The 18,215-nt window shown below is 72.2% G+C and carries 19 protein-coding genes; 15 read left to right on the plus strand and 4 right to left on the minus strand.

Features of this window, described 5'->3' with window-relative positions; genetic code table 11:
* Positions 1-45: 45 nt before the first annotated feature.
* On the minus strand, positions 46-1,428 hold the full coding sequence (gene purB, locus PKE79_RS05310; RefSeq protein WP_271172627.1) for an adenylosuccinate lyase: 1,383 nt from the start codon (positions 1,426-1,428) through the stop codon (positions 46-48).
* A gap of 207 nt (positions 1,429-1,635) precedes the next feature.
* Between purB and PKE79_RS05315 the strand changes: the two genes are divergently transcribed.
* A complete protein-coding gene (locus PKE79_RS05315; protein ID WP_271172628.1) occupies positions 1,636-1,896 on the plus strand; it encodes a hypothetical protein in 261 nt (86 codons plus the stop codon).
* Positions 1,893-3,218, plus strand: coding sequence for an alpha/beta hydrolase family protein (locus PKE79_RS05320; RefSeq protein ID WP_271172629.1), 1,326 nt, complete (start codon positions 1,893-1,895; stop codon positions 3,216-3,218). Before PKE79_RS05315 ends, PKE79_RS05320 begins: the two co-directional genes overlap by 4 nt.
* Positions 3,219-3,224: 6 nt before the next feature.
* Here PKE79_RS05320 and PKE79_RS05325 read toward each other — a convergent pair whose 3' ends face one another.
* Positions 3,225-3,623 carry a phage holin family protein gene (locus PKE79_RS05325; RefSeq protein WP_271172630.1) on the minus strand — a complete coding sequence of 133 codons (399 nt, stop codon included), beginning with the start codon at positions 3,621-3,623 and terminating at the stop codon, positions 3,225-3,227.
* A gap of 66 nt (positions 3,624-3,689) precedes the next feature.
* Between PKE79_RS05325 and PKE79_RS05330 the strand changes: the two genes are divergently transcribed.
* The 4 genes from PKE79_RS05330 (at position 3,690) to PKE79_RS05345 (ending at position 8,339) form a co-directional block, all read left to right on the plus strand.
* Complete coding sequence (locus PKE79_RS05330; protein ID WP_271172631.1) at positions 3,690-4,763, plus strand: histidinol-phosphate transaminase; 1,074 nt, start codon at positions 3,690-3,692, stop codon at positions 4,761-4,763.
* Positions 4,764-4,878: 115 nt separating this feature from the next.
* The gene (locus PKE79_RS05335; protein WP_271172632.1) at positions 4,879-6,018 is read left to right on the plus strand and encodes a thiamine pyrophosphate-dependent enzyme; all 1,140 of its coding nucleotides are present in this window, start codon (positions 4,879-4,881) and stop codon (positions 6,016-6,018) included.
* Positions 6,015-6,995, plus strand: coding sequence for an alpha-ketoacid dehydrogenase subunit beta (locus PKE79_RS05340; protein WP_271172633.1), 981 nt, complete (start codon positions 6,015-6,017; stop codon positions 6,993-6,995). Before PKE79_RS05335 ends, PKE79_RS05340 begins: the two co-directional genes overlap by 4 nt.
* 12 nt (positions 6,996-7,007) lie before the next feature.
* Positions 7,008-8,339, plus strand: a complete 1,332-nt coding sequence (locus PKE79_RS05345) for a dihydrolipoamide acetyltransferase family protein (protein ID WP_271172634.1) — start codon at positions 7,008-7,010, stop codon at positions 8,337-8,339.
* 96 nt (positions 8,340-8,435) lie between these two features.
* Here the strand turns inward: PKE79_RS05345 and PKE79_RS05350 are convergent, their stop codons facing one another.
* On the minus strand, positions 8,436-9,455 hold the full coding sequence (locus PKE79_RS05350; RefSeq protein WP_271172635.1) for a GTP-binding protein: 1,020 nt from the start codon (positions 9,453-9,455) through the stop codon (positions 8,436-8,438).
* Positions 9,456-9,532: 77 nt separating this feature from the next.
* Between PKE79_RS05350 and ykgO the strand changes: the two genes are divergently transcribed.
* The 9 genes from ykgO to PKE79_RS05395 all read left to right on the plus strand — a co-directional run bounded on the left by ykgO (position 9,533) and on the right by PKE79_RS05395 (position 17,133).
* Positions 9,533-9,655, plus strand: coding sequence for a type B 50S ribosomal protein L36 (gene ykgO, locus PKE79_RS05355; RefSeq protein ID WP_067949122.1), 123 nt, complete (start codon positions 9,533-9,535; stop codon positions 9,653-9,655).
* A gap of 41 nt (positions 9,656-9,696) precedes the next feature.
* Positions 9,697-10,710, plus strand: a complete 1,014-nt coding sequence (locus PKE79_RS05360; protein ID WP_271172636.1) for a metal ABC transporter solute-binding protein, Zn/Mn family — start codon at positions 9,697-9,699, stop codon at positions 10,708-10,710.
* A 65-nt stretch (positions 10,711-10,775) separates the two neighbouring features.
* Complete coding sequence (locus PKE79_RS05365) at positions 10,776-11,606, plus strand: metal ABC transporter ATP-binding protein (RefSeq protein ID WP_271172637.1); 831 nt, start codon at positions 10,776-10,778, stop codon at positions 11,604-11,606.
* Positions 11,603-12,511, plus strand: coding sequence for a metal ABC transporter permease (locus tag PKE79_RS05370; RefSeq protein ID WP_271172638.1), 909 nt, complete (start codon positions 11,603-11,605; stop codon positions 12,509-12,511). The genes PKE79_RS05365 and PKE79_RS05370 overlap by 4 nt, the downstream gene beginning before the upstream one ends.
* Before the next feature lie 23 nt (positions 12,512-12,534).
* A complete protein-coding gene (locus tag PKE79_RS05375; RefSeq protein ID WP_271172639.1) occupies positions 12,535-12,939 on the plus strand; it encodes a Fur family transcriptional regulator in 405 nt (134 codons plus the stop codon).
* Positions 12,936-13,964, plus strand: coding sequence for a permease (locus PKE79_RS05380; RefSeq protein WP_271172640.1), 1,029 nt, complete (start codon positions 12,936-12,938; stop codon positions 13,962-13,964). The genes PKE79_RS05375 and PKE79_RS05380 overlap by 4 nt, the downstream gene beginning before the upstream one ends.
* A gap of 7 nt (positions 13,965-13,971) precedes the next feature.
* Positions 13,972-14,928 carry a TIGR03943 family putative permease subunit gene (locus PKE79_RS05385; RefSeq protein ID WP_271172641.1) on the plus strand — a complete coding sequence of 319 codons (957 nt, stop codon included), beginning with the start codon at positions 13,972-13,974 and terminating at the stop codon, positions 14,926-14,928.
* On the plus strand, positions 14,918-16,465 hold the full coding sequence (locus tag PKE79_RS05390) for a FecR family protein (protein WP_271172642.1): 1,548 nt from the start codon (positions 14,918-14,920) through the stop codon (positions 16,463-16,465). The genes PKE79_RS05385 and PKE79_RS05390 overlap by 11 nt, the downstream gene beginning before the upstream one ends.
* Positions 16,462-17,133: a DNA-3-methyladenine glycosylase gene (locus PKE79_RS05395; protein WP_271172643.1), complete on the plus strand. Its 672-nt coding sequence runs from the start codon at positions 16,462-16,464 to the stop codon at positions 17,131-17,133. Before PKE79_RS05390 ends, PKE79_RS05395 begins: the two co-directional genes overlap by 4 nt.
* Before the next feature lie 42 nt (positions 17,134-17,175).
* On the opposite strand, the gene PKE79_RS05400 is transcribed toward PKE79_RS05395, so the two are convergent.
* Entirely contained in the window at positions 17,176-18,174 is a 999-nt protein-coding gene (locus PKE79_RS05400; RefSeq protein ID WP_271172644.1) for an arabinan endo-1,5-alpha-L-arabinosidase, read from the minus strand.
* Positions 18,175-18,215 lie beyond the last annotated feature (41 nt).

The raw sequence follows: 18,215 nt of genomic DNA on the forward strand, positions 1-18,215 counted from the left end.
GCGGGCGCTCCGGCCATCCGCCGACGACGGATGGCCGGACCCGGCTCAGAGGTAGGTGCGCGTGAGCTGCTCGGCCAGGCCCGAGTAGGTCGCGGGCGTGAGCGCGAGCAGGCGCTGCTTCGCCTCGTCGCCGATGTCGAGGCCCTTCACGAACTCGGCCAGCTCGGCCGCGCCGACGCGGCGACCGCGCGTGAGCTCCTTGAGGAGCGCGTAGGGGTCGCTGATCTGCGAGCGGCCCGCGACGACCTCGGCGCGCACGACGGTCTGGATGGCCTCGCCGAGAACCTCCCAGTTGACGTCGAGGTCGGCGAGGAGCACGTCGCGCGAGAGCGAGATCTCGCCGAGACCCCGGCGCAGGTTGTCGAGCGCGAGCAGCGAGTGCCCGAACGCGACGCCGATGTTGCGCTGCGTCGTGGAGTCGGTGAGGTCGCGCTGGAGGCGCGACGTGACGAGCGTCTGCGCGAGCGTCGTGAAGATGCCGCCCGCGATCTCGAGGTTCGCCTCGGCGTTCTCGAAGCGGATCGGGTTGATCTTGTGCGGCATGGTCGACGACCCGGTCGCGCCCGCGACGGGGATCTGCGCGAAGTAGCCGAGCGAGATGTACGTCCAGATGTCGCTCGCGAGGTTGTGCAGGATGCCGCCGGCGTGCTTCGCGCGGTCGTACAGCTCGACCTGCCAGTCGTGCGACTCGATCTGCGTCGTGACCGGGTTGAACGTGAGGCCGAGTGACTCGACGAAGTCGCGCGCGAGGTTCGGCCAGGCCACCTGCGGGTCGGCCGCGAGGTGGGCCGACCACGTGCCGGTCGCACCCGAGAACTTGCCGAGGTACTCGGTGCCCTCGATCTGGCGGATGACCCGCTCGAGGCGCCACACGAAGACGCCCAGCTCCTTGCCCATGGTGGTCGGCGTCGCGGGCTGTCCGTGCGTGCGCGAGAGCATGGGCGCGTCGGCGTGCTCGTGGGCGAGCGCGCGCAGGCGCTCGACGACCGCGCGCAGGGCCGGCAGCCAGACGCCGATGACGGCGCGCTTCACCGTGAGGGCGTACGAGAGGGAGTTGATGTCCTCGCTCGTGCAGCCGAAGTGCGTGAGCTCGGCGATCGCGTCGAGGCCGAGCTCGGACAGGCGGTCGCGCACGAGGTACTCGACGGCCTTGACGTCGTGGCGCGTGACGGCCTCGCGCTCGGCGAGCCAGTCGATCTCGGCCTGGCCGAAGGTGAGGTAGAGGGCCCGCAGCCGGTCCTTGTCCTCGCCCGACAGCGGCGCGGTGCCGAAGAGGGCGTTGTCGGTGAGGGCGATGATCCACTCGACCTCGACTTCGACGCGGGCTCGGTTGAGACCCGCCTCCGACAGATAGTCGCCGAGCGGTGAGACGACGCCCTGGTAGCGGCCGTCGAGCGGGCTCAGGGGCTGGGTGGGGAATGCGGTCACGATGAGCCTCCGGTGACGGGCTGGCGCGCGCTCGCGTGCGGATGGCGGAAGGGAGCGGCGGGACAGCGGCGTGGCTGGCCCTCCCGATCATACTCAGCGCGGCATCGCGGCCCCTCACCGCGTGCACAGGCGGGCGACACGCGCGCGGGCCATCCACGCGCCCGCTCCGTCGTCTTCCCGGGCCGCCGTCCGCACGATCCTGGACGCATGATGACGCAAGACGAGCTGGCCGCGATGATCGAGATCGCCCAGCGCAGGATGGACGAGATCGCCGGCGAGCTGCGCGAGGTGGCGGCGTCGGTCGAGGGCGTGTCGCTGCTCACGACGTGGCGGTCGGAGGCGGCCGACCGGTTCCGCGCGTCCGCCAGGGATCTCCTCACCGCCCTGCACAGCGCGGCGTTCCGGTGCGAGGCCGAGGCGCGGGCGCTGCCGTCCGCCGCGGCGACGGTGCTCTTCCCCGCGGCATGATCGACGTCGGCTCGGGCGGCGCCGTGGCCGTCGATCCCTCGGAGCTGCGCACCCTCGCGGCGCAGCTGGATGGCGACGCCGCGCGGCTGGGCGACCTCGCGCGCGAGATCGGCGGCGTCGCGCACCTGCTCGGCGACGTGCTCGCGGCGGTCGAGGGGCTGCACGCGTGCGCCTCGACCGTCGCGGCGGACGCGGCATCCGCCGGAGACATCGCGCGGGCGATGCGCTTCGCCGCCGACACCTACGAGATGGTCGAGCTGCAGGCGCGCGCGCTCATGGAGCAGCAGGACGCAGACGCGCGAGGCCCGCTCGCCGAGCTCCTGCGGATGCGCCAGGAGCAGCTCGAGCAGCGGAGCCCCGGCGCGGGCGAGGAGGCGGAGCGCCTGCTGAGCGCGTGGCGCGCCGAGCACGGCGGCGAGTTCCTGCGGCAGATCGACCGGGGCCCTGGCTGGCTGCTCGGGATGTTCGGCCTCTCGGCTCCGCTCATGTTCGCGCCCGTGCCGTTCATCATCCAGGGGCTGCGCCGCGCGCGCACGGGGCGGATCCCCGACGGCACCTCCCTGCGCGGGCGTGCCCCCGAGCCGGTGATGCGGCCGGGGGCACGCGGGGAGCCGGGGCGCGCTCCGCTGTCGTTCGGCGATCTCGCGTCTCGCGTGCCCGACGGCGATGACGCGACGATCCGCGTCGAGCGGTACACGCTCGCGGATGGCCGACGCGAGTTCGCGGTGTACGTCGCGGGCACGCAGGGCGAGAGCGGCACGGTGCTCGACTGGGACTCGAACGTGCGGCTCTACAGCGGCGAGCGGTCGCAGGCGTACGCGGCCGTCGAGCGCGCCCTCGAGGAGGCGGGGGCGCAGCCGGGCGACGTGCTGCACGCGGCCGGGTTCTCGCAGGGCGGCATGATCGCGGGCTGGCTGGCGGCCGAGGGACGCTACGACGTGCAGACGCTCGTGACCCTCGGCGCGCCCATGGAGCTCGACACCCGCTCCGACACGGTCGTGGTCACGGTGCGCCACGACGACGACCCGTTCCCGCTGCTCGTGGGCGGCGGGGCGCCGCATGCGCCCGGCTCCGACCGAAGCGTGCTCATCGAGCGCACGCTCGACCCGGCGAGCACGCCGTTCGACGTCGCGATCCCCGCGCATCGGCTCGAAACGTACATCGAGACGATGCGCTCGTTCGACGCCTCGGGGGATCCGAGGGTCGCCGCGCTCGGCGAGCGCCTCGCGCACCTGCAGGAGGCGCCGACCGTCGAGGTGTTCGACTTCCGGCCCGAGAAGTCGCCCGAGCGGTCGGCGCGGGAGGGAGGCGGTGCGTTCTGATCCGCGTCAGCGGGCGCGCTTCTGCTGCGGGCGCAGGATGACGCCGAACAGCCAGTTGATGATGCTGATGAGGATGCCGGCGAGCACGGCTGGCCAGAACCCGTCAAGGCCGAGGCCCCATCCCCACGACGACATCACCCAGGCCGTGACCCAGAGCAGCACGCCGTTGAGCAGGAGGGAGATGAGGCCCAGCGTCAGGATGAACAGAGGGAAGGCGACGATCTTGATCGCCGTGCCCACGATCGTGTTCACGATCGCGAACACCGCCGCGATCGCGAGCAGCGTGAGCACGAGCTGCAGGTCGCCGCCCGGCGCGAACGGCGTCACGGTGACATGCAGGAACGGGATGAGGCTCACGATCCAGATCGCGAACGCGTTGACGACGACGCGGATGACGAAGCGCATGCCCGCAGTCTTCCACCGCCGTCTGCATCCGCGCTGGCCATCCGCGGCGGTCCCTAGAATCGACCCGTGACCACGCCAGAGCCCGTCCTCCCGCGCATCCGTCCCGAGATCGCGGCCCTCCCGCCGTATCGCCAGGGCAAGGCCGCGGGCGTCGGCGGGTTCAAGGTCTCGAGCAACGAGAACCCGTTCGACCCGCTTCCGAGCGTCGTCGAGGCCGTCCGCGGGGCGTCGGCGCTGAACCGCTACCCCGACGCCACGGCCGCCCGCCTGCGCGAGAAGCTGGCCGAGCGCTGCGGCGTCACGGCCGACGGCGTCATCGTCGGGGCGGGCAGCGTGTCGCTGCTCGCCGCGTTCATCCAGGCCGCCGCGGGGGCGGGCGACGAGGTCGTCTACGCGTGGCGATCGTTCGAGGCGTACCCGAGCCTCGTCCTCGTCGCGGGCGCGACGGGCGTGCAGGTGCCGCTGCTGCCCGACGGGCGCCACGATCTCGACGCGATGGCGGCCGCCGTCACCGATCGCACGCGCGTCATCCTGCTCTGCACACCGAACAACCCCACCGGGCCGATCATCACGGCGGCCGAGTTCGCGGCGTTCATCGCGCGGGTCCCCGCCGACGTCCTCGTGCTCCTCGACGAGGCCTACGCCGAGTTCGTGACCGACGCCGCGCGCGTCGACGGGCTCGCCGAGCGCGTCTTCGAGGCGCACCCGAACGTCGTCGTCCTCCGCACCTTCTCGAAGGCCTACGGGCTCGCGGCGCTCCGCGTCGGCTACGCGATCGGGCACCCGCGCGTGCTGGACGCCGCCCGCAGCACGGCCATCCCGCTGTCGGTGACCGCGCACGCCGAGGAGGCGGCGCTCGCGAGCCTCGACGCGGCCGACGAGCTCGAGGCGCGCGTCGCCGAGATCGTCGCCCGGCGCGACGATCTCGCAGCGCGGCTGCGCGAGATCGGATGGCGCGTGCCGGCCGCCGAGGGGAACTTCGTGTGGCTGGATGGAGCGGACCAGGCGATCGCAGACGCGTTCGAGGAGGCCGGCATCATCGTGCGGCCGTTCCCCGAGGGCATCCGGATCTCGGTCGGCGAGCCCGAGGCCGTCCAGCGCATCCTCGAGGTCGCCGCGGCCGTCGCGCCAGGTCGCTGATCCTCCGCACATCCGCCGCGGCGCATACGACTGTGGGGTGCGGACCACGAAATCGGCGATCCGTTGTCCGCCGTGTTCCCCCGCCCGAGCGCCGCAGGGCGATTAGCGTGGAGAAGTGACTTCGTCAGACTTCCTGACCGACCCGGAGACGGTTCGCGTCCTGGCCCCGGACGGGACCTTCGCGCCGTCCCCCGCGTCGGAGCGGTACCTGCCCGTGATCGAAGCGCTCGGCGACGCCGATCTCGAGCAGTTCTACCGCGACATGGCCGTCATCCGCGCATTCGACCAGCAGGCGACGCTCCTGCAGCGGCAGGGGCAGCTCGCCCTGTGGCCGCCGTCGTTCGGGCAGGAGGCCGCACAGGTCGGGTCCGCGCGCGCGACGCGCCCCCATGACCACGTCTTCCCGTCGTATCGCGAGCACGTCGTCGCGCGCATCCGCGGCGTCGACCCGATCGACATCATCAAGCTCATGCGCGGCCTCACGCACGGCGGGTGGAACCCGTGGGAGGAGCGCAACGGCAACACGCACATCTACACGCTCGTGCTCGGCTCGCAGACGCTGCACGCGACCGGCTTCGGGATGGGCCTGAACTTCGACGGCAAGACCGGATCGGGCGACCCCGAGAAGGACGAGGCCGTGATCGTCTACTACGGCGACGGCGCATCGAGCGAGGGCGACGTGCACGAGGCGATGGTGTTCGCCGCCTCGTACAAGAGCCCGACCGTCTTCTTCCTGCAGAACAACCAGTGGGCGATCTCGGTTCCGGTTGCGACCCAGGCCAGCGCGCCGTTCGCCGCGCGCGCGGCCGGCTACGGCATCGGCTCGGTCCGGATCGACGGCAACGACGTGCTCGCGAGCTACGCCGCGACGCGCGTGGCGCTCGACGAGGCGCGCTCGACGCCCGGACCGCGTGCGATCGAGGCGGTCACCTACCGCCGCGGCGCGCACACGACGAGCGACGACCCCACGAAGTACCGCACGGAGGACGAGGAGGCCGCCTGGGCGCAGCGCGACCCGATCGCCCGCATGCGCGCCTACCTCCTCGCGCGCGGGGCATCCGAGGCCTTCTTCGCCGAGGTCGATGCCGAGGGCGCCGACCTCGCTGCCGACGTGCGCAAGCGCACGGTCGAGCTGCCGGCGCCCGTGCCCGCGGACATGTTCGCGCACGTCTACGCCGATCCGCACCCCCTCATGGACGAGCAGAGCCGCTGGCTCGCCGACTACGAGGCCTCGTTCGAGGAGGGACGCGCATGACGCTCGAGACCCTGACCTTCGCGAAGGCCCTCAACGCCGGCCTGCGCCAGGCGATGGCCGACGACCCGCGCGTGCTCATGATGGGCGAGGACATCGGCCGCCTCGGCGGCGTGTTCCGCATCACCGAGGGCCTGCTCGCGGAGTTCGGCGAGCAGCGCGTCCTCGACACCCCGCTCGCCGAGTCGGGCATCGTCGGCACCGCGATCGGCCTCGCGATGAACGGCTTCCGCCCCGTCGTCGAGATCCAGTTCGACGGCTTCGTGTTCCCCGCGTTCGACCAGATCACGACGCAGCTCGCGAAGCTCACGAACCGGCACGAGGGCGCCCTGTCGCTGCCCGTCGTCATCCGCATCCCGTACGGCGGTCACATCGGCGCGATCGAGCACCACCAGGAGAGCCCCGAGGCGTACTTCACGCATACCCCGGGTCTGCGGGTCGTGAGCCCCTCGACGCCGAACGACGCCTACTGGATGATCCAGGACGCCATCCGCTCGAACGACCCCGTGATCTTCATGGAGCCGAAGAGCCGCTACTGGCCCAAGGGTGAGGTCGACCGCAGCGAGCGGCCCGCGCCCCTGCACGCGAGCCGGATCGTGCGGCGCGGCACCGACGTGACGCTGGTCGGCCACGGCGCGATGGTCACGACGCTCCTGCAGGCCGCCGCGCTCGCCGAGGCGGAGGGCACGAGCTGCGAGGTCGTCGACCTGCGCTCGCTCTCGCCCGTCGACTACGGGCCGATCATCGACTCCGTGAGCGCGACCGGCCGCATGGTCTACGCGCAGGAGGCGCCGCAGTTCACGAGCCTCGGCAGCGAGATCGCGGCGACCGTCGCGGAGCGCGCCTTCTACTCGCTCGAGGCGCCCGTGCTGCGCGTCTCCGGGTTCGACGTCCCCTTCCCGCCCGCCAAGCTCGAGGGCGCCTTCCTGCCCGACGCCGACCGCGTGCTCGAAGCCGTGGACCGCGCGCTCGCGTACTGAGAGGATCGACGGATGCAGACCTTCCACCTCCCCGACGTCGGCGAGGGCCTGACCGAGGCCGAGCTCGTCGCGTGGCGCGTCAAGCCCGGTGACGCGCTCCAGGTCAACGACGTCGTCGCCGACATCGAGACGGCGAAGTCGGTCGTCGAGCTGCCCTCGCCCTACGCGGGGGTCGTCGGCGAGCTCCTCGTGTCGGAGGGCGAGACGGTCGACGTCGGAACCGCCATCATCACGATCGCGGAGGCCGACGACGCGGCCGCGGCCCCCGAGGAGCCCCGAGGGGCGGCGGATGGCGCTGCCCCGAAGGAGGGCGGCGGCTCGGTCCTCGTCGGGTACGGATCGGGGGGCGAGGCGTCGACGCGTCGACGCCGCAAGCGCCCCGAGACGCCGCCCGCGAAGCCCGCCGGCGTGCTCGCGAAGCCGCCCGTGCGCAAGCTCGCACGCGACCTCGGCGTCGACCTGTCGGAGGTGCGCGCCACGGGCCCGTCCGGCGAGGTGACGCGCGACGACGTCGTGCGCCACGCCGAGCAGGCCTCGGTGTTCCGCAACATCTCCACGCCCGAGTGGTCGCCGGTCCGCGAGGAGAAGATCCCCGTGGCCGAGCCCGCGGCCCCCGAGGCCCAGCCCTGGACATCCGATCCCTCCCGCGTCGAGTCGATCCCGGTCAAGGGCGTCCGCAAGGCGACCGCGAACGCCATGGTCGGATCCGCGTACTCGGCGCCGCACGTGTCCGTGTGGACCGACGTCGACGCGAGCCGGACGATGGAGTACGTCAAGCGGCTGAAGGCGTCGCCCGACTTCGCCGACGTCAAGGTCTCCCCGCTGCTCATCATGGCGCGCGCCGTCATCTGGGCGGTGCGCCGCACGCCCATGATCAACGCGGCGTGGGTCGAGGAGGAGGACGGCGCGAAGATCCACGTGCGCCACTACGTCAACCTCGGCATCGCCGCCGCGACCCCGCGCGGCCTGCTCGTGCCGAACATCAAGGACGCGCAGAGCATGTCGATGCGCGACCTCGCGAAGGCGCTCGAGCGGCTCACCGTCACGGCGCGCGAGGGCAAGACGACGCCCGAGGACCAGCGCGACGGCACGATCACGATCACGAACATCGGGGTGTTCGGGATGGACGCCGGCACGCCGATCATCAACCCGGGCGAAGCCGGCATCATCGCGATGGGGGCCATCCGCCAGAAGCCGTGGGTCGTCGACGGCGAGGTGCGCCCGCGCTGGGTGACGACCGTGTCGGGGTCGTTCGACCACCGCATCATCGACGGCGACAAGATCAGCCGGTTCATCGCCGACATCGCGTCGGTGCTCGAGGAGCCGGCGCTCCTGCTCGACTGACGGCAGTGCACGTCCAGGTCGCAGTTGGCGTCCGTATTCGTCGGTTTGGCGCCGCGAAGTGCGACCTGGACAGGGGGGTGGGGGACGGCGCCGGCGTCAGTCCGCGCCGGCACCCTGCCACGCGGGGAACGGGTCGGGCAGGCCGGCCCACGCCTCGGGGCCGGCGGCGAACTCGTCGTCCGTGAGGCACGCCGCGTCGAGGGCGGCCACGAGTCCGGCGCGATCGAGGTCGAGGCCGATGAACGCGAGGTCCTGCCCGGCGGCGAGCAGCTCGTCGTCGACGCCCAGGTCGTCGTCGGTCGCGAGGGGCTGGAACGACAGCATCCGCCCGACGTGCTCCCAGTGCGCCGTGACGTGCGGCCGCGTCGCGAGGCGGCAGAAGCCGGCCGAGCGGAGCACCGTCCCGAAGGCGCCCGCGTCGACGGGGCCGTCGAGCAGGGCCGCGAGACGACCGGGGTGGAACGGGCGCAGCGCCTCGTAGCGCAGCGCGCTCACGCGCGCGTCGGTCATGTGCGGTGCATGGTCGTCGTTGAGCACGGCGATCCACCCCGGGCGCTCCTGCACAGCGGCGTACTCGGTGCGGAGCTCGGGCGCGGACGAGGGTGCCGGATGGAGGCGCAGGCGGCAGCGAGGGCTCAGTGCGCTCACGATCGCGAGCGCGAGCGACAGGTCCGGCGTCGAGAGGCGCTCCCAGCCCGCGAGGACGACGGTCGACGCGTACTCGATCTGCGTCACGGCCGCGAGCGCGGCGGCTCGCAGCGTCCTGCCCCCGTCGGGCGCTCGATAGGCCAGGTAGTCGTCGCGCCCGAGGTCGTCGAGCAGGTGAGGCGCATCGACGACGCACGTGACGCCGACGAGTCGTGCGGGCGACGACGGATGCGCGAACTCGCCGATGATCTCGGTCGTCGGCGTGCCCGTGGGGAACTCGATCACCGCGCCCGCACGCGTCTCCACCCACGGCGCGAGGGCGATCGCCTCGTCGACGGGGTCGAGCGAGACGGCGAGACGCGAAGCGGGGATGACCGTGCGCGCCGTGTGCTCGGCCGTCTCGACCGCGTATCGGAGGCGCTCCGGCGGGCACGTGCCGACCACGGCGACGACGTCGATCTGCGGCATGAGGTGGTCCTTCCGTTGGGCAGGCGGGTCTGCACACGCTACCTTAGTGAGAACCATTCTCACTAACGGAGGTCGCCATGAAGGTCCGCGCATCCCTCAAGTCGCTCAAGAATCAGCCGGGGGCGCAGGTCGTGCGCCGCCGGGGCCGCGTCTACGTCATCAACAAGCTCAACCCGCGCTTCAAGGGCCGACAGGGCTGACTCGATTCGAGAACGATTCTCATTTCGTTTAGTCTGGAGTCATGATCGATCGCCGCCTCGCCCTGCCCGCCGTCATCGCCCTGCCCGCGCTCGCCCTCGCCGGCTGCGCGACGGCGTCGAGCGGTGAGACGGGCGACGGCGGCGACGCCTTCCGGATCGTCGCCTCGACGAGCGTCTACGCCTCGCTCGCCGAGCAGCTCGTGGGCGACGCCGCCGAGGTGACGGCGATCATCGACTCGCCCACGCAGGACCCGCACTCGTACGAGGCCACTGCGCGCGATCAGCTCGCGGTCGACGGCGCCGACATCGCCATCCTCAACGGAGGCGGGTACGACCACTTCATGGAGGAGCTCGTCGAGGCCGCGGGGACCGAGCACGTGCTCACCGCCGTCGAGTTCTCGCACGCCTACCCTGGCAACGAGGGGCATGAGGAGGGCGACGGCCACGACCACTCCGCGGAGGCGGAGGAGGAGCACGACCACGCCGAGGAGGAGGAGGGCGCCTCTCACGAGGGCCACGACCACATCGAGGGCTTCAACGAGCACGTCTGGTACGACCCGCACACGATCGCGCACGTCGTCGAGGATCTCGCGGGCGAGCTCGAGGAGCTCCTCCCCGACGCCGCATCCGACATCGCTGCGGCCGAGGAGGCGCTCGTCGCCGACATCGAGGGGCTCGAGGCGTCGCTGGATGAGATCTCCACCGCGCATGCGGGCTCGCACGTCTTCTTCACCGAGCCCATCGGCGGCTACCTCGCCGAGGCGGCCGGTCTCGAGGACGTCACGACCGACGGCTTCGCGGAGGCGGTCGAGGAGGGGCAGGATGTCGCGCCCGCGACACTCCTCGCCGCGACTGAGGCGATCGAGGGCGGCGAGGTCGACGTGGTCGTCGCGAACGCGCAGACCGGCGGTGCGGAGACGTCGCGGATCATCGAGACGGCCGAGGCCGCGGGGGTCCCGGTGGTCGAGTACGCCGAGACGCTCCCGGAGGGGCAGACGTACGTCGAGTGGATGGCCGACAACATCGCCGCCCTGGGCGACGCTCTCGAGGGCTGATGCGCGGCGGGGGAGTTCCCGCTCTCACGGAGAACGATTATCAATCCGGGACTAGGCTGACGGTCATGCCCGAACCCGTCCTCGAGATCTCCGGAGCCGCCCTGCGCCTGCGCGGACGCGAGCTGTGGTCGGGGCTCGACCTCGCCATCCGTCCCGGCGAGTTCGTCGCCGTGCTCGGGCCGAGCGGGTCCGGCAAGACCACGCTGCTGCGCGCGATCCTCGGTCTCCGGCAGCTCAGCGCCGGCTCGATCCGAGTCGAGGGCAAGCCCGTCCGCAAGGGCAACCGCCGCATCGGGTACATCCCGCAGCAGCGGCCGTTCACCCCGGGAACGAGCCTGCGCGCCCGCGACCTCGTCGCGCTCGGCGTCAGCGGCTCACGGTTCGGCCTGCCGATCCCGCGGCGCGGCGATCGCGCGCGTGTGGATGCGCTGCTCGAGGCGGTCGGCGCGACGCGGTACGCGGATGATCCGGTCGGGTCGCTCTCGGGCGGCGAGCAGCAGAGGCTGCGGGTGGGGCAGGCGCTCGCCGACGCGCCGGGTCTGCTCCTGTGCGACGAGCCGCTCTCGAGCCTCGACCTCGCGAACCAGCGTGCCGTGACGGCGATCATCGACCGCGAGCGCGCCGAGCACGGCGCCGCGGTGCTGTTCGTGACGCACGATGTGAACCCGATCCTCGACTCGGTCGACCGCATCCTCTACATCGCGGGCGGTCGCTTCACGTTCGGCGCTCCCGACGAGGTGCTCCGCACCGAGGTGCTGAGCGACCTCTACGGGGCTCCCGTGCAGGTGCTGCGCGCGGGCGGCCGCCTCGTGGTCGTGGGGATCCCGGACGCCGAGCCGCACCATCCGCACGAGCACCACGATCACGCTCACCATGACGCGGAGGCGCACGCATGAGCCCGCGCATCCTGCCCGGCGTCGAGTGGAGCGACGTCTTCTCGTTCGACGACTACGGCGCCCTGCTGCAGCTCGTGTCGAACTCGATCATCGCCGCGGCGGCCCTCGGCATCGTGGGCGGGCTGATCGGCGTCTTCATCATGCAGCGCGACATGGCGTTCGCCGTGCACGGCGTGAGCGAGCTGTCGTTCGCGGGCGCCGCCGCCGCGCTCCTCTTCGGCGGCAGCGTCGTGATGGGGTCGCTGCTCGGCGCCGTGGCGGCCGCGCTCATCATCGGCGCCCTCGGTGCGAAGGCGCGCGACCGCAACTCCGTCGTCGGAGTGCTCATGCCCTTCGGGCTCGGCATCGGCATCCTCTTCCTGTCGCTCTACGAGGGCCGCAGCGCGAATCGCTTCAGCCTGCTCACGGGCCAGATCGTCTCGGTCTCGAGCCCCGACCTCGGCTGGCTCATCCTCATCAGCGCGATCATCTTCGCGGGCCTGCTGCTCATCTGGAATCCGCTGCGCTTCGACTCCCTCGACCCGCAGTCGGCCGAGGCGCGCGGCGTGCCGACCCGGCGCGTGAGCATCCTGTTCATGCTGCTGCTGGGCCTCATCGTCGCGGTCGCCGTGCACATCATCGGCGCCCTGCTCGTCATGGCCCTGCTCGTGACGCCCGCGGCGGCGGCGATGCGGGTGAGCCACGGTCCGCTCGCCGTGCCGCTCCTGTCGGCGCTGTTCGGATTCGTCTCGGCGGTCGGCGGCATCCTCCTCGCGATCGCGGGAACCCTGCCGGTGAGCCCCTACATCACGACGATCTCCTTCGCGATCTGGGGCGTGTGCCGCCTCATCTCGTGGCGTCGCGATCGGGCCCTGCGCACCGGCGATGCCCAGGCGGCGCCCAGCGCCGCCCCGAGCATCGCATAGGCGCCCGGCCTAGAATCTCTCGTATGGCCCAGCGGAACACGTGGCAGCGCGAGCGCGTGCGCGACGCCCTCAGCGACGCCGAGGGATTCGTCAGCGCGCAGGCGCTGCACGCGGCCCTGCGCGACGAGAACACGGGCATCGGGCTCGCGACGGTGTACCGCGCGCTCGCCGGGCTGACGGCCACGGGCGAGGCCGACACGCTGCAGAGCCCGGACGGCGAGGCGCTCTACCGCGCGTGCTCGCAGGGGCATCATCACCACCTGATCTGCCGCCGCTGCGGGAAGGCCGTCGAGATCGAGGCCCCGCCGGTCGAGCGGTGGGCACAGGAGACCGCCGCCAAGCACGGCTTCCGCGAGGCCGAGCACATGATCGACATCTTCGGGATCTGCGCCGAGTGCGCGGCCGAGAAGGACGCCGCCTCGGCGTGACGTCCGTCACGACGCGCGAGCGCCCCGCGCAGCCGCCGACATCCCGGAGCCGTCTCGCGATCGGGCTGGGAGCGGGGCTCGCGGTCGTCGCGGCGCTGTTCCTCATCGACGCGCTCGCGCCCGCGCTCTTCCCACAGCCGCTGCCCACGCGCGCGCAGGACGGCCTCACGCTCTCGCTGAGCGTGCTCATCGAGTCGCTCCCGTTCGTCGTGCTCGGCGTGCTCCTGTCGATCGTCGTGCAGGTGTGGGTGCCTGCGCACGTGATCGAGCGCGCGCTCCCGCGGCAGGGCTGGGCGCGGCGGGCGGTGCTGTCGCTCCTCGGCATGCTCATCCCGGTATGCGAATGCGGGAATGTGCCGTTCGCGCGGGGGCTCGTCATGCGCGGGCTCACCCCGGCCGACGCCCTGACCTTCCTCGTGGCGGCGCCGATCGTCAACCCGATCGTGATCCTGACGACGCATCAGGCGTTCGGGTGGGACGGCGGCATCCTCGTGGCGAGGCTCGTCGGCGGCTTCCTCATCGCGAACCTCATCGGATGGCTGTACAGCCGCCATCCCGACCCGGAGCGCATCCTCACCGATCGCTTCCGCGACACGTGCGAGGTGGTCGCGGGCGAGCAGGGCGACCGCGCGCGGCGCAGCCTCGCCCAGTTCGTCGTCGAGCTGCGCGCGGTCATGCCGGCGCTCGTCATCGGGTCGGCGATCGCGGGAGCCGTGCAGGTGCTCATCCCCCGCAGCGTGCTCATCGCGATCGGCTCGAACCCCGTGCTGTCGATCGTGGCGATGATCCTCCTCGCGATGACCGTCGCGATCTGCTCGAACGTCGACTCGTTCTTCGCGCTCTCGTTCGCCTCGACGTTCTCGTCGGGCTCGCTCGTCGCCTTCCTGCTCGTCGGGCCGATCGTCGACGTGAAGATGCTCGCGCTCATGCGCACGACCTTCACGGCGCGCGTCCTCGCGGGCATCGTGGCGGTCGTGCTGCTGTCAGCCTTCGTCATCGGGATCGGGGTGAACCTCGTTGCGTGACGATCGGATGGCCGCCGTGCGGAAGGCGGGCGCACGCTGGCTCGGCGTGGGCCTCGCGGCCGTGCTCGCCGTCGTGACGATCGGGCTCGCCGTCACCGGTCGGCTGCAGCTCTACATCAACCCCGCGCAGACCTGGTTCGCGGTCGGGATGGCCGTGCTCGCGCTCGCGGGCACGGTGTGGTCGTTCGCGCTCCCGCTCGGCGCCGAGGCCGACCACGGCCACGACCACGGCCCCAGTGGCGCCCACGATCACGGTGGCGCCCACGCCCACGCCCACGCCCACCACGCCCGCGTTCACGGCCCGGCCGACGGGCACCACCCCGATCAGCATGTCTCGATCGCCGCGGGAAACCGACCGCCATACCCGCCGGGAGTGAGACATGCAGAGGGGCGGCACGGCGCAGGGGTACGTGGGGTCGCAGGGGTGCGGCGAGTCACCGGGACGCGGCGCGTCGCAGGGGCGGCGGCGGTCGTGGTCGGCGGTGTGGCGGCATCGGCCGTCGCGGTCGCGGCGCTCGTCCTCCCGCCCGCGTCGCTGTCGGTCGAGCTCGCGATGGACCGCGACACGGGCACGCCGCCGCTCTTCGCCGGAGCCGACACCGTCACCCTGGCCGCGAGCGGCGACACGAGCGGGTTCGGCATCGGGGAGTGGTCGACCGTCTTCGCGACGGCGACGAACCCCGACGCCTATGCGGGCAAGGAGGTGACCCTCACGGGCTTCGTCACGCCCGACGAGGAGAGCCCCGACGGCGTCCGCCTCGGGCGCCTCGTCATCACGCACTGCGTGATCGACGCGCAGCCCGCCTCCGTTCCGGTGTCGGTGCCCGAGGGCACGGCCGGCCTCGCCGTCGGCGAGTGGATCGAGGTCACCGGCACGATCGCCGCCGACGCGTCGGGCGCGCTCTCCATCGAGCCCGAGACCATCACGACCGTGGACGCACCGGAAGATCCGTATGAGTACTGACGGCGGGCGTCCTCTCAGCCGCCGGGAGCTGCGCGAGCGGACCGAAGCCGCGCGAGCCCCCGAGCCGCCCCAGCCCGAACCATCCGAGCCCGAGCCGCCTCAGCCCGCACCATCCCGCCGCGCGGAGCCCGCGCCATCCGCGCGGCCTCGCCGCTTCGTCGGGGCGATGCTCGCGGTGCTCGGCGTGCTCGCGGTGCTGGCCGGCGGCGGCGCGGCCGTGAGTCTCACGCAGGGGCCGCGCGTGAGCACGGTCGAGGTCGACGCCGAGGCGGCCACGCAGGCCTCGGGGAGCCGCGTCGTCCTCACCGCGAACCAGGCCCTCGCCGACATCGACGCGTCCCAGGTGACCGTCTCTCCTGAGACCCCGTTCACGGTCGACGCGGCCGGGCGCATGGTGGGCGTGCGGTTCACCGTGCCTCTCGACGACGACACCGAGTACACGGTCACGATCGACGGCGCGGAGAGCGTCGGCGGCGGGCCGGCGTCGACGCTCGAGACGACCTTCACCACGCCGCCCGCGGAGATCTTCCTCCTGCAGCGCGACGCCGACGGCGACGACACGATCTTCCGCAGCGACATCTCGGGCGACGCGGCGGTGCCCGTCTACACGGCGGCGTCGATCGACGACTTCCGGGTCACGGGCGAGCACCTCGTCGTCTCGGTGCGCGAGGACGACGCCTCGGCGCTCTACGTCGCCGACCGCGACGGTTCGCACGCGGAGAGGATGCCGCTGCCGGGCGAGGGCACGATCACCGGCCTCCAGGTCTCCAGCCGCGGCGAGCTCGTCGGATACACCTACACCGACCTGCAGCTGAGCGAGACCGAGGGGCGGGCGAGCGTGCTCTTCACGGCAGACCTCCGCGAGCCCGACGCGGAGCCCGAGCCGATGGTCGTCGGCGACGAGGAGCCGAGCATCGCGAGCTGGCGCTTCGTGCCCGACTCCTCCGCGCTGCTGTTCGTGAACTTCGCGGGCGACCTCATCGTCTACGACCCGGCCGCCGAGGATCCGTCGCCGACCGCTCTCGGCACGGCGTTCGCGATCGACGCCGTCACGCGCGGCACGTACACCGCGTTCATCGAGCGCCTGGATGTCGCCGGCGGCGTGCAGCTCGACCTCACCACGGGCGACGAGACCGACCTCGTCGAGCCGTCAGACGACCTCGGGCAGCCGGGTCGTGTGCTGCCCGTGCCCGGCGGAGGGACCGTCCGGGAGTTCGTCCGGCTCGGAGCGGATGGCACGCCCGAGGCCCAGCTGGTCGCGTACGTCGACGACGAGGGCGCGTCGCGGACGCTGCTCGAGGCGACGGGCGCGGATGGCCTGCTCCAGACGTGCGTGTCGCCGAGCGGCCGGTACGCGGCGGCTCTCGTCGCTCCCGATCTCACGACCAACCGCTACGACTACGACGCCCTGCAGCCGCTGCCGACGACGCTCGAGACCCACATCATCGAGATCGAGACCGGCGAGGAGGTCTCGAACCTGTCGGGCTTCGGCATCAGCTGGTGCGACGTCGGCCCGTGGGACTCGGTGACCGGATGACCGACGGTCTCCACGCGGCGACGCGGGACGAGCTGCACGGTCTTCCCGTCGAGGTCGCGCCCCGGCTCCTCGACGGGCTTCTCACGACGACGATCGACGGCGACGAGGTCGTCGTGCGGCTGACGGAGGTCGAGGCGTATCACGGACTCGGCACGGGCGACGTCCATGACGCCGGCTCGCACGCCCGCATGGGGCGCACCGCCCGCAATGCGACGATGTGGGGCGAGCCCGGCCATCTCTACGTCTACCTCAGTCACGGCATCCACTCGTGCGTCAACGTCGTCTGCGGCCCCGAGGGAGAGGCCGGCGGAGTCCTCCTGCGCGCCGGGGAGATTGTGCAGGGTGCGGATGTCGCGCGCCGGCGGCGCGAGGAGCGCGGCATCGCGCGCACGGATCGGGATCTCGCCCGCGGCCCCGGTCGCCTGGGCGACGCCGTCGGGCTGCGGTACCCCGTGCACGACGGGATCGATGCCGTGACCGGCGAGCTGCAGGCCGGCGCGACCGCCCGCCTGCAGCTGCGGGACCATCCGATCGGGTTCGTCTCGGGGCCGCGCGTGGGCGTCGCGGGGCTCGCGGGCACGAGCGCGTTCCCGTGGCGCTTCTGGATCCCGGGAGACCCGACCGTGTCGGCGTTCCGCCCGGGCCGCGGAGCCGTCGAGCCGCGCTGAGGCGCGCGCGCCGCCCGTGGACGGCGCACGCGCCTCAGCGGCTCAGTACACGTAGGGCCATCCGCCCGAGTAGCCGAGCAGGTTGATGCCGAGGCGCGAGGCGCCCGCGTCGTCGTAGTAGTGGTAGAAGAGCACGTCGGCGTCCGCGTCGGCCAGCACGGCCTGGTGCCCGGGACCGTGGATCGATCCGTGGCTCGCGAGGATCTCCGTTCCGCCGCCCGCGGTCATGGCGACGCCGTTGCGGTCGAGATAGGGCCCTGTGACCGACGTCGCGCGGCCGACCATGACACGGTACGTGCTCGCGGCGCCCTGGCAGCAGCGGTCGAACGACACGAAGAGGTAGTAGTACCCGTCGCGGTAGTGGATGGTCGGCGCCTCGATCGCGCCGCCGCCGCGCCCCGCGATGCTCGCGAACGTGCTGTCGAGCCGGAGGCCGGACACGTTGCTGAGGCGGATCATCTTGATGCCCGACCAGAAGGATCCGAACGACAGCCACCACCGCCCCGTGTGGTCGATCACGAGGTTCGGGTCGATCGCGTTCCAGTCGTTCGACGTCGTCGACGAGATGATCGCGCCCTGGTTGGTCCAGGTGCCCGGAGCGCCGCTCGTGCTCGTCGCGAGGAAGATCGCGGAGTTGTTGGAGCCGAAGGTCGACGCCGAGTAGTAGAGGTAGTACTTGCCGTTGGCATAGGTGATGTCGGGCGCCCACACCGTGTTCGTCCCGTTCGTGTAGCCGTGCACCCACGGCATGCCGCCGGGGAAGGCGACGCCCGCGTCGGCCCAGGCGGTGCGGTCGCCCGAGGTCTTCAGGGGGATGTTGTCGCCGGTCTGCGCGAGCAGGTAGGTGCCGTCGGGCTTCTTCACGACCTCGGGGTCGTGCGTGTAGGTCGAGCCGGTGACGTATCCGGGATTCGGATACGTCGCCGCGGCGGTCGGCTCGGCGCCGCCGGGGGCGACCAGCGGCGCGAGAGCGACCGCGAGGGCGAGCGCGAGGGCGATGCCGGCGCGTCCTCTGCGGTGCGGGCGGGGGAATGCGGCCATGAGACCTCCTCGTCGAGGTGATGGATGCGCTCGGCTTCGAG

Origin of the sequence: Microbacterium barkeri (assembly GCF_027921765.1) — a bacterium.
Classification (GTDB): domain Bacteria; phylum Actinomycetota; class Actinomycetes; order Actinomycetales; family Microbacteriaceae; genus Microbacterium; species Microbacterium barkeri.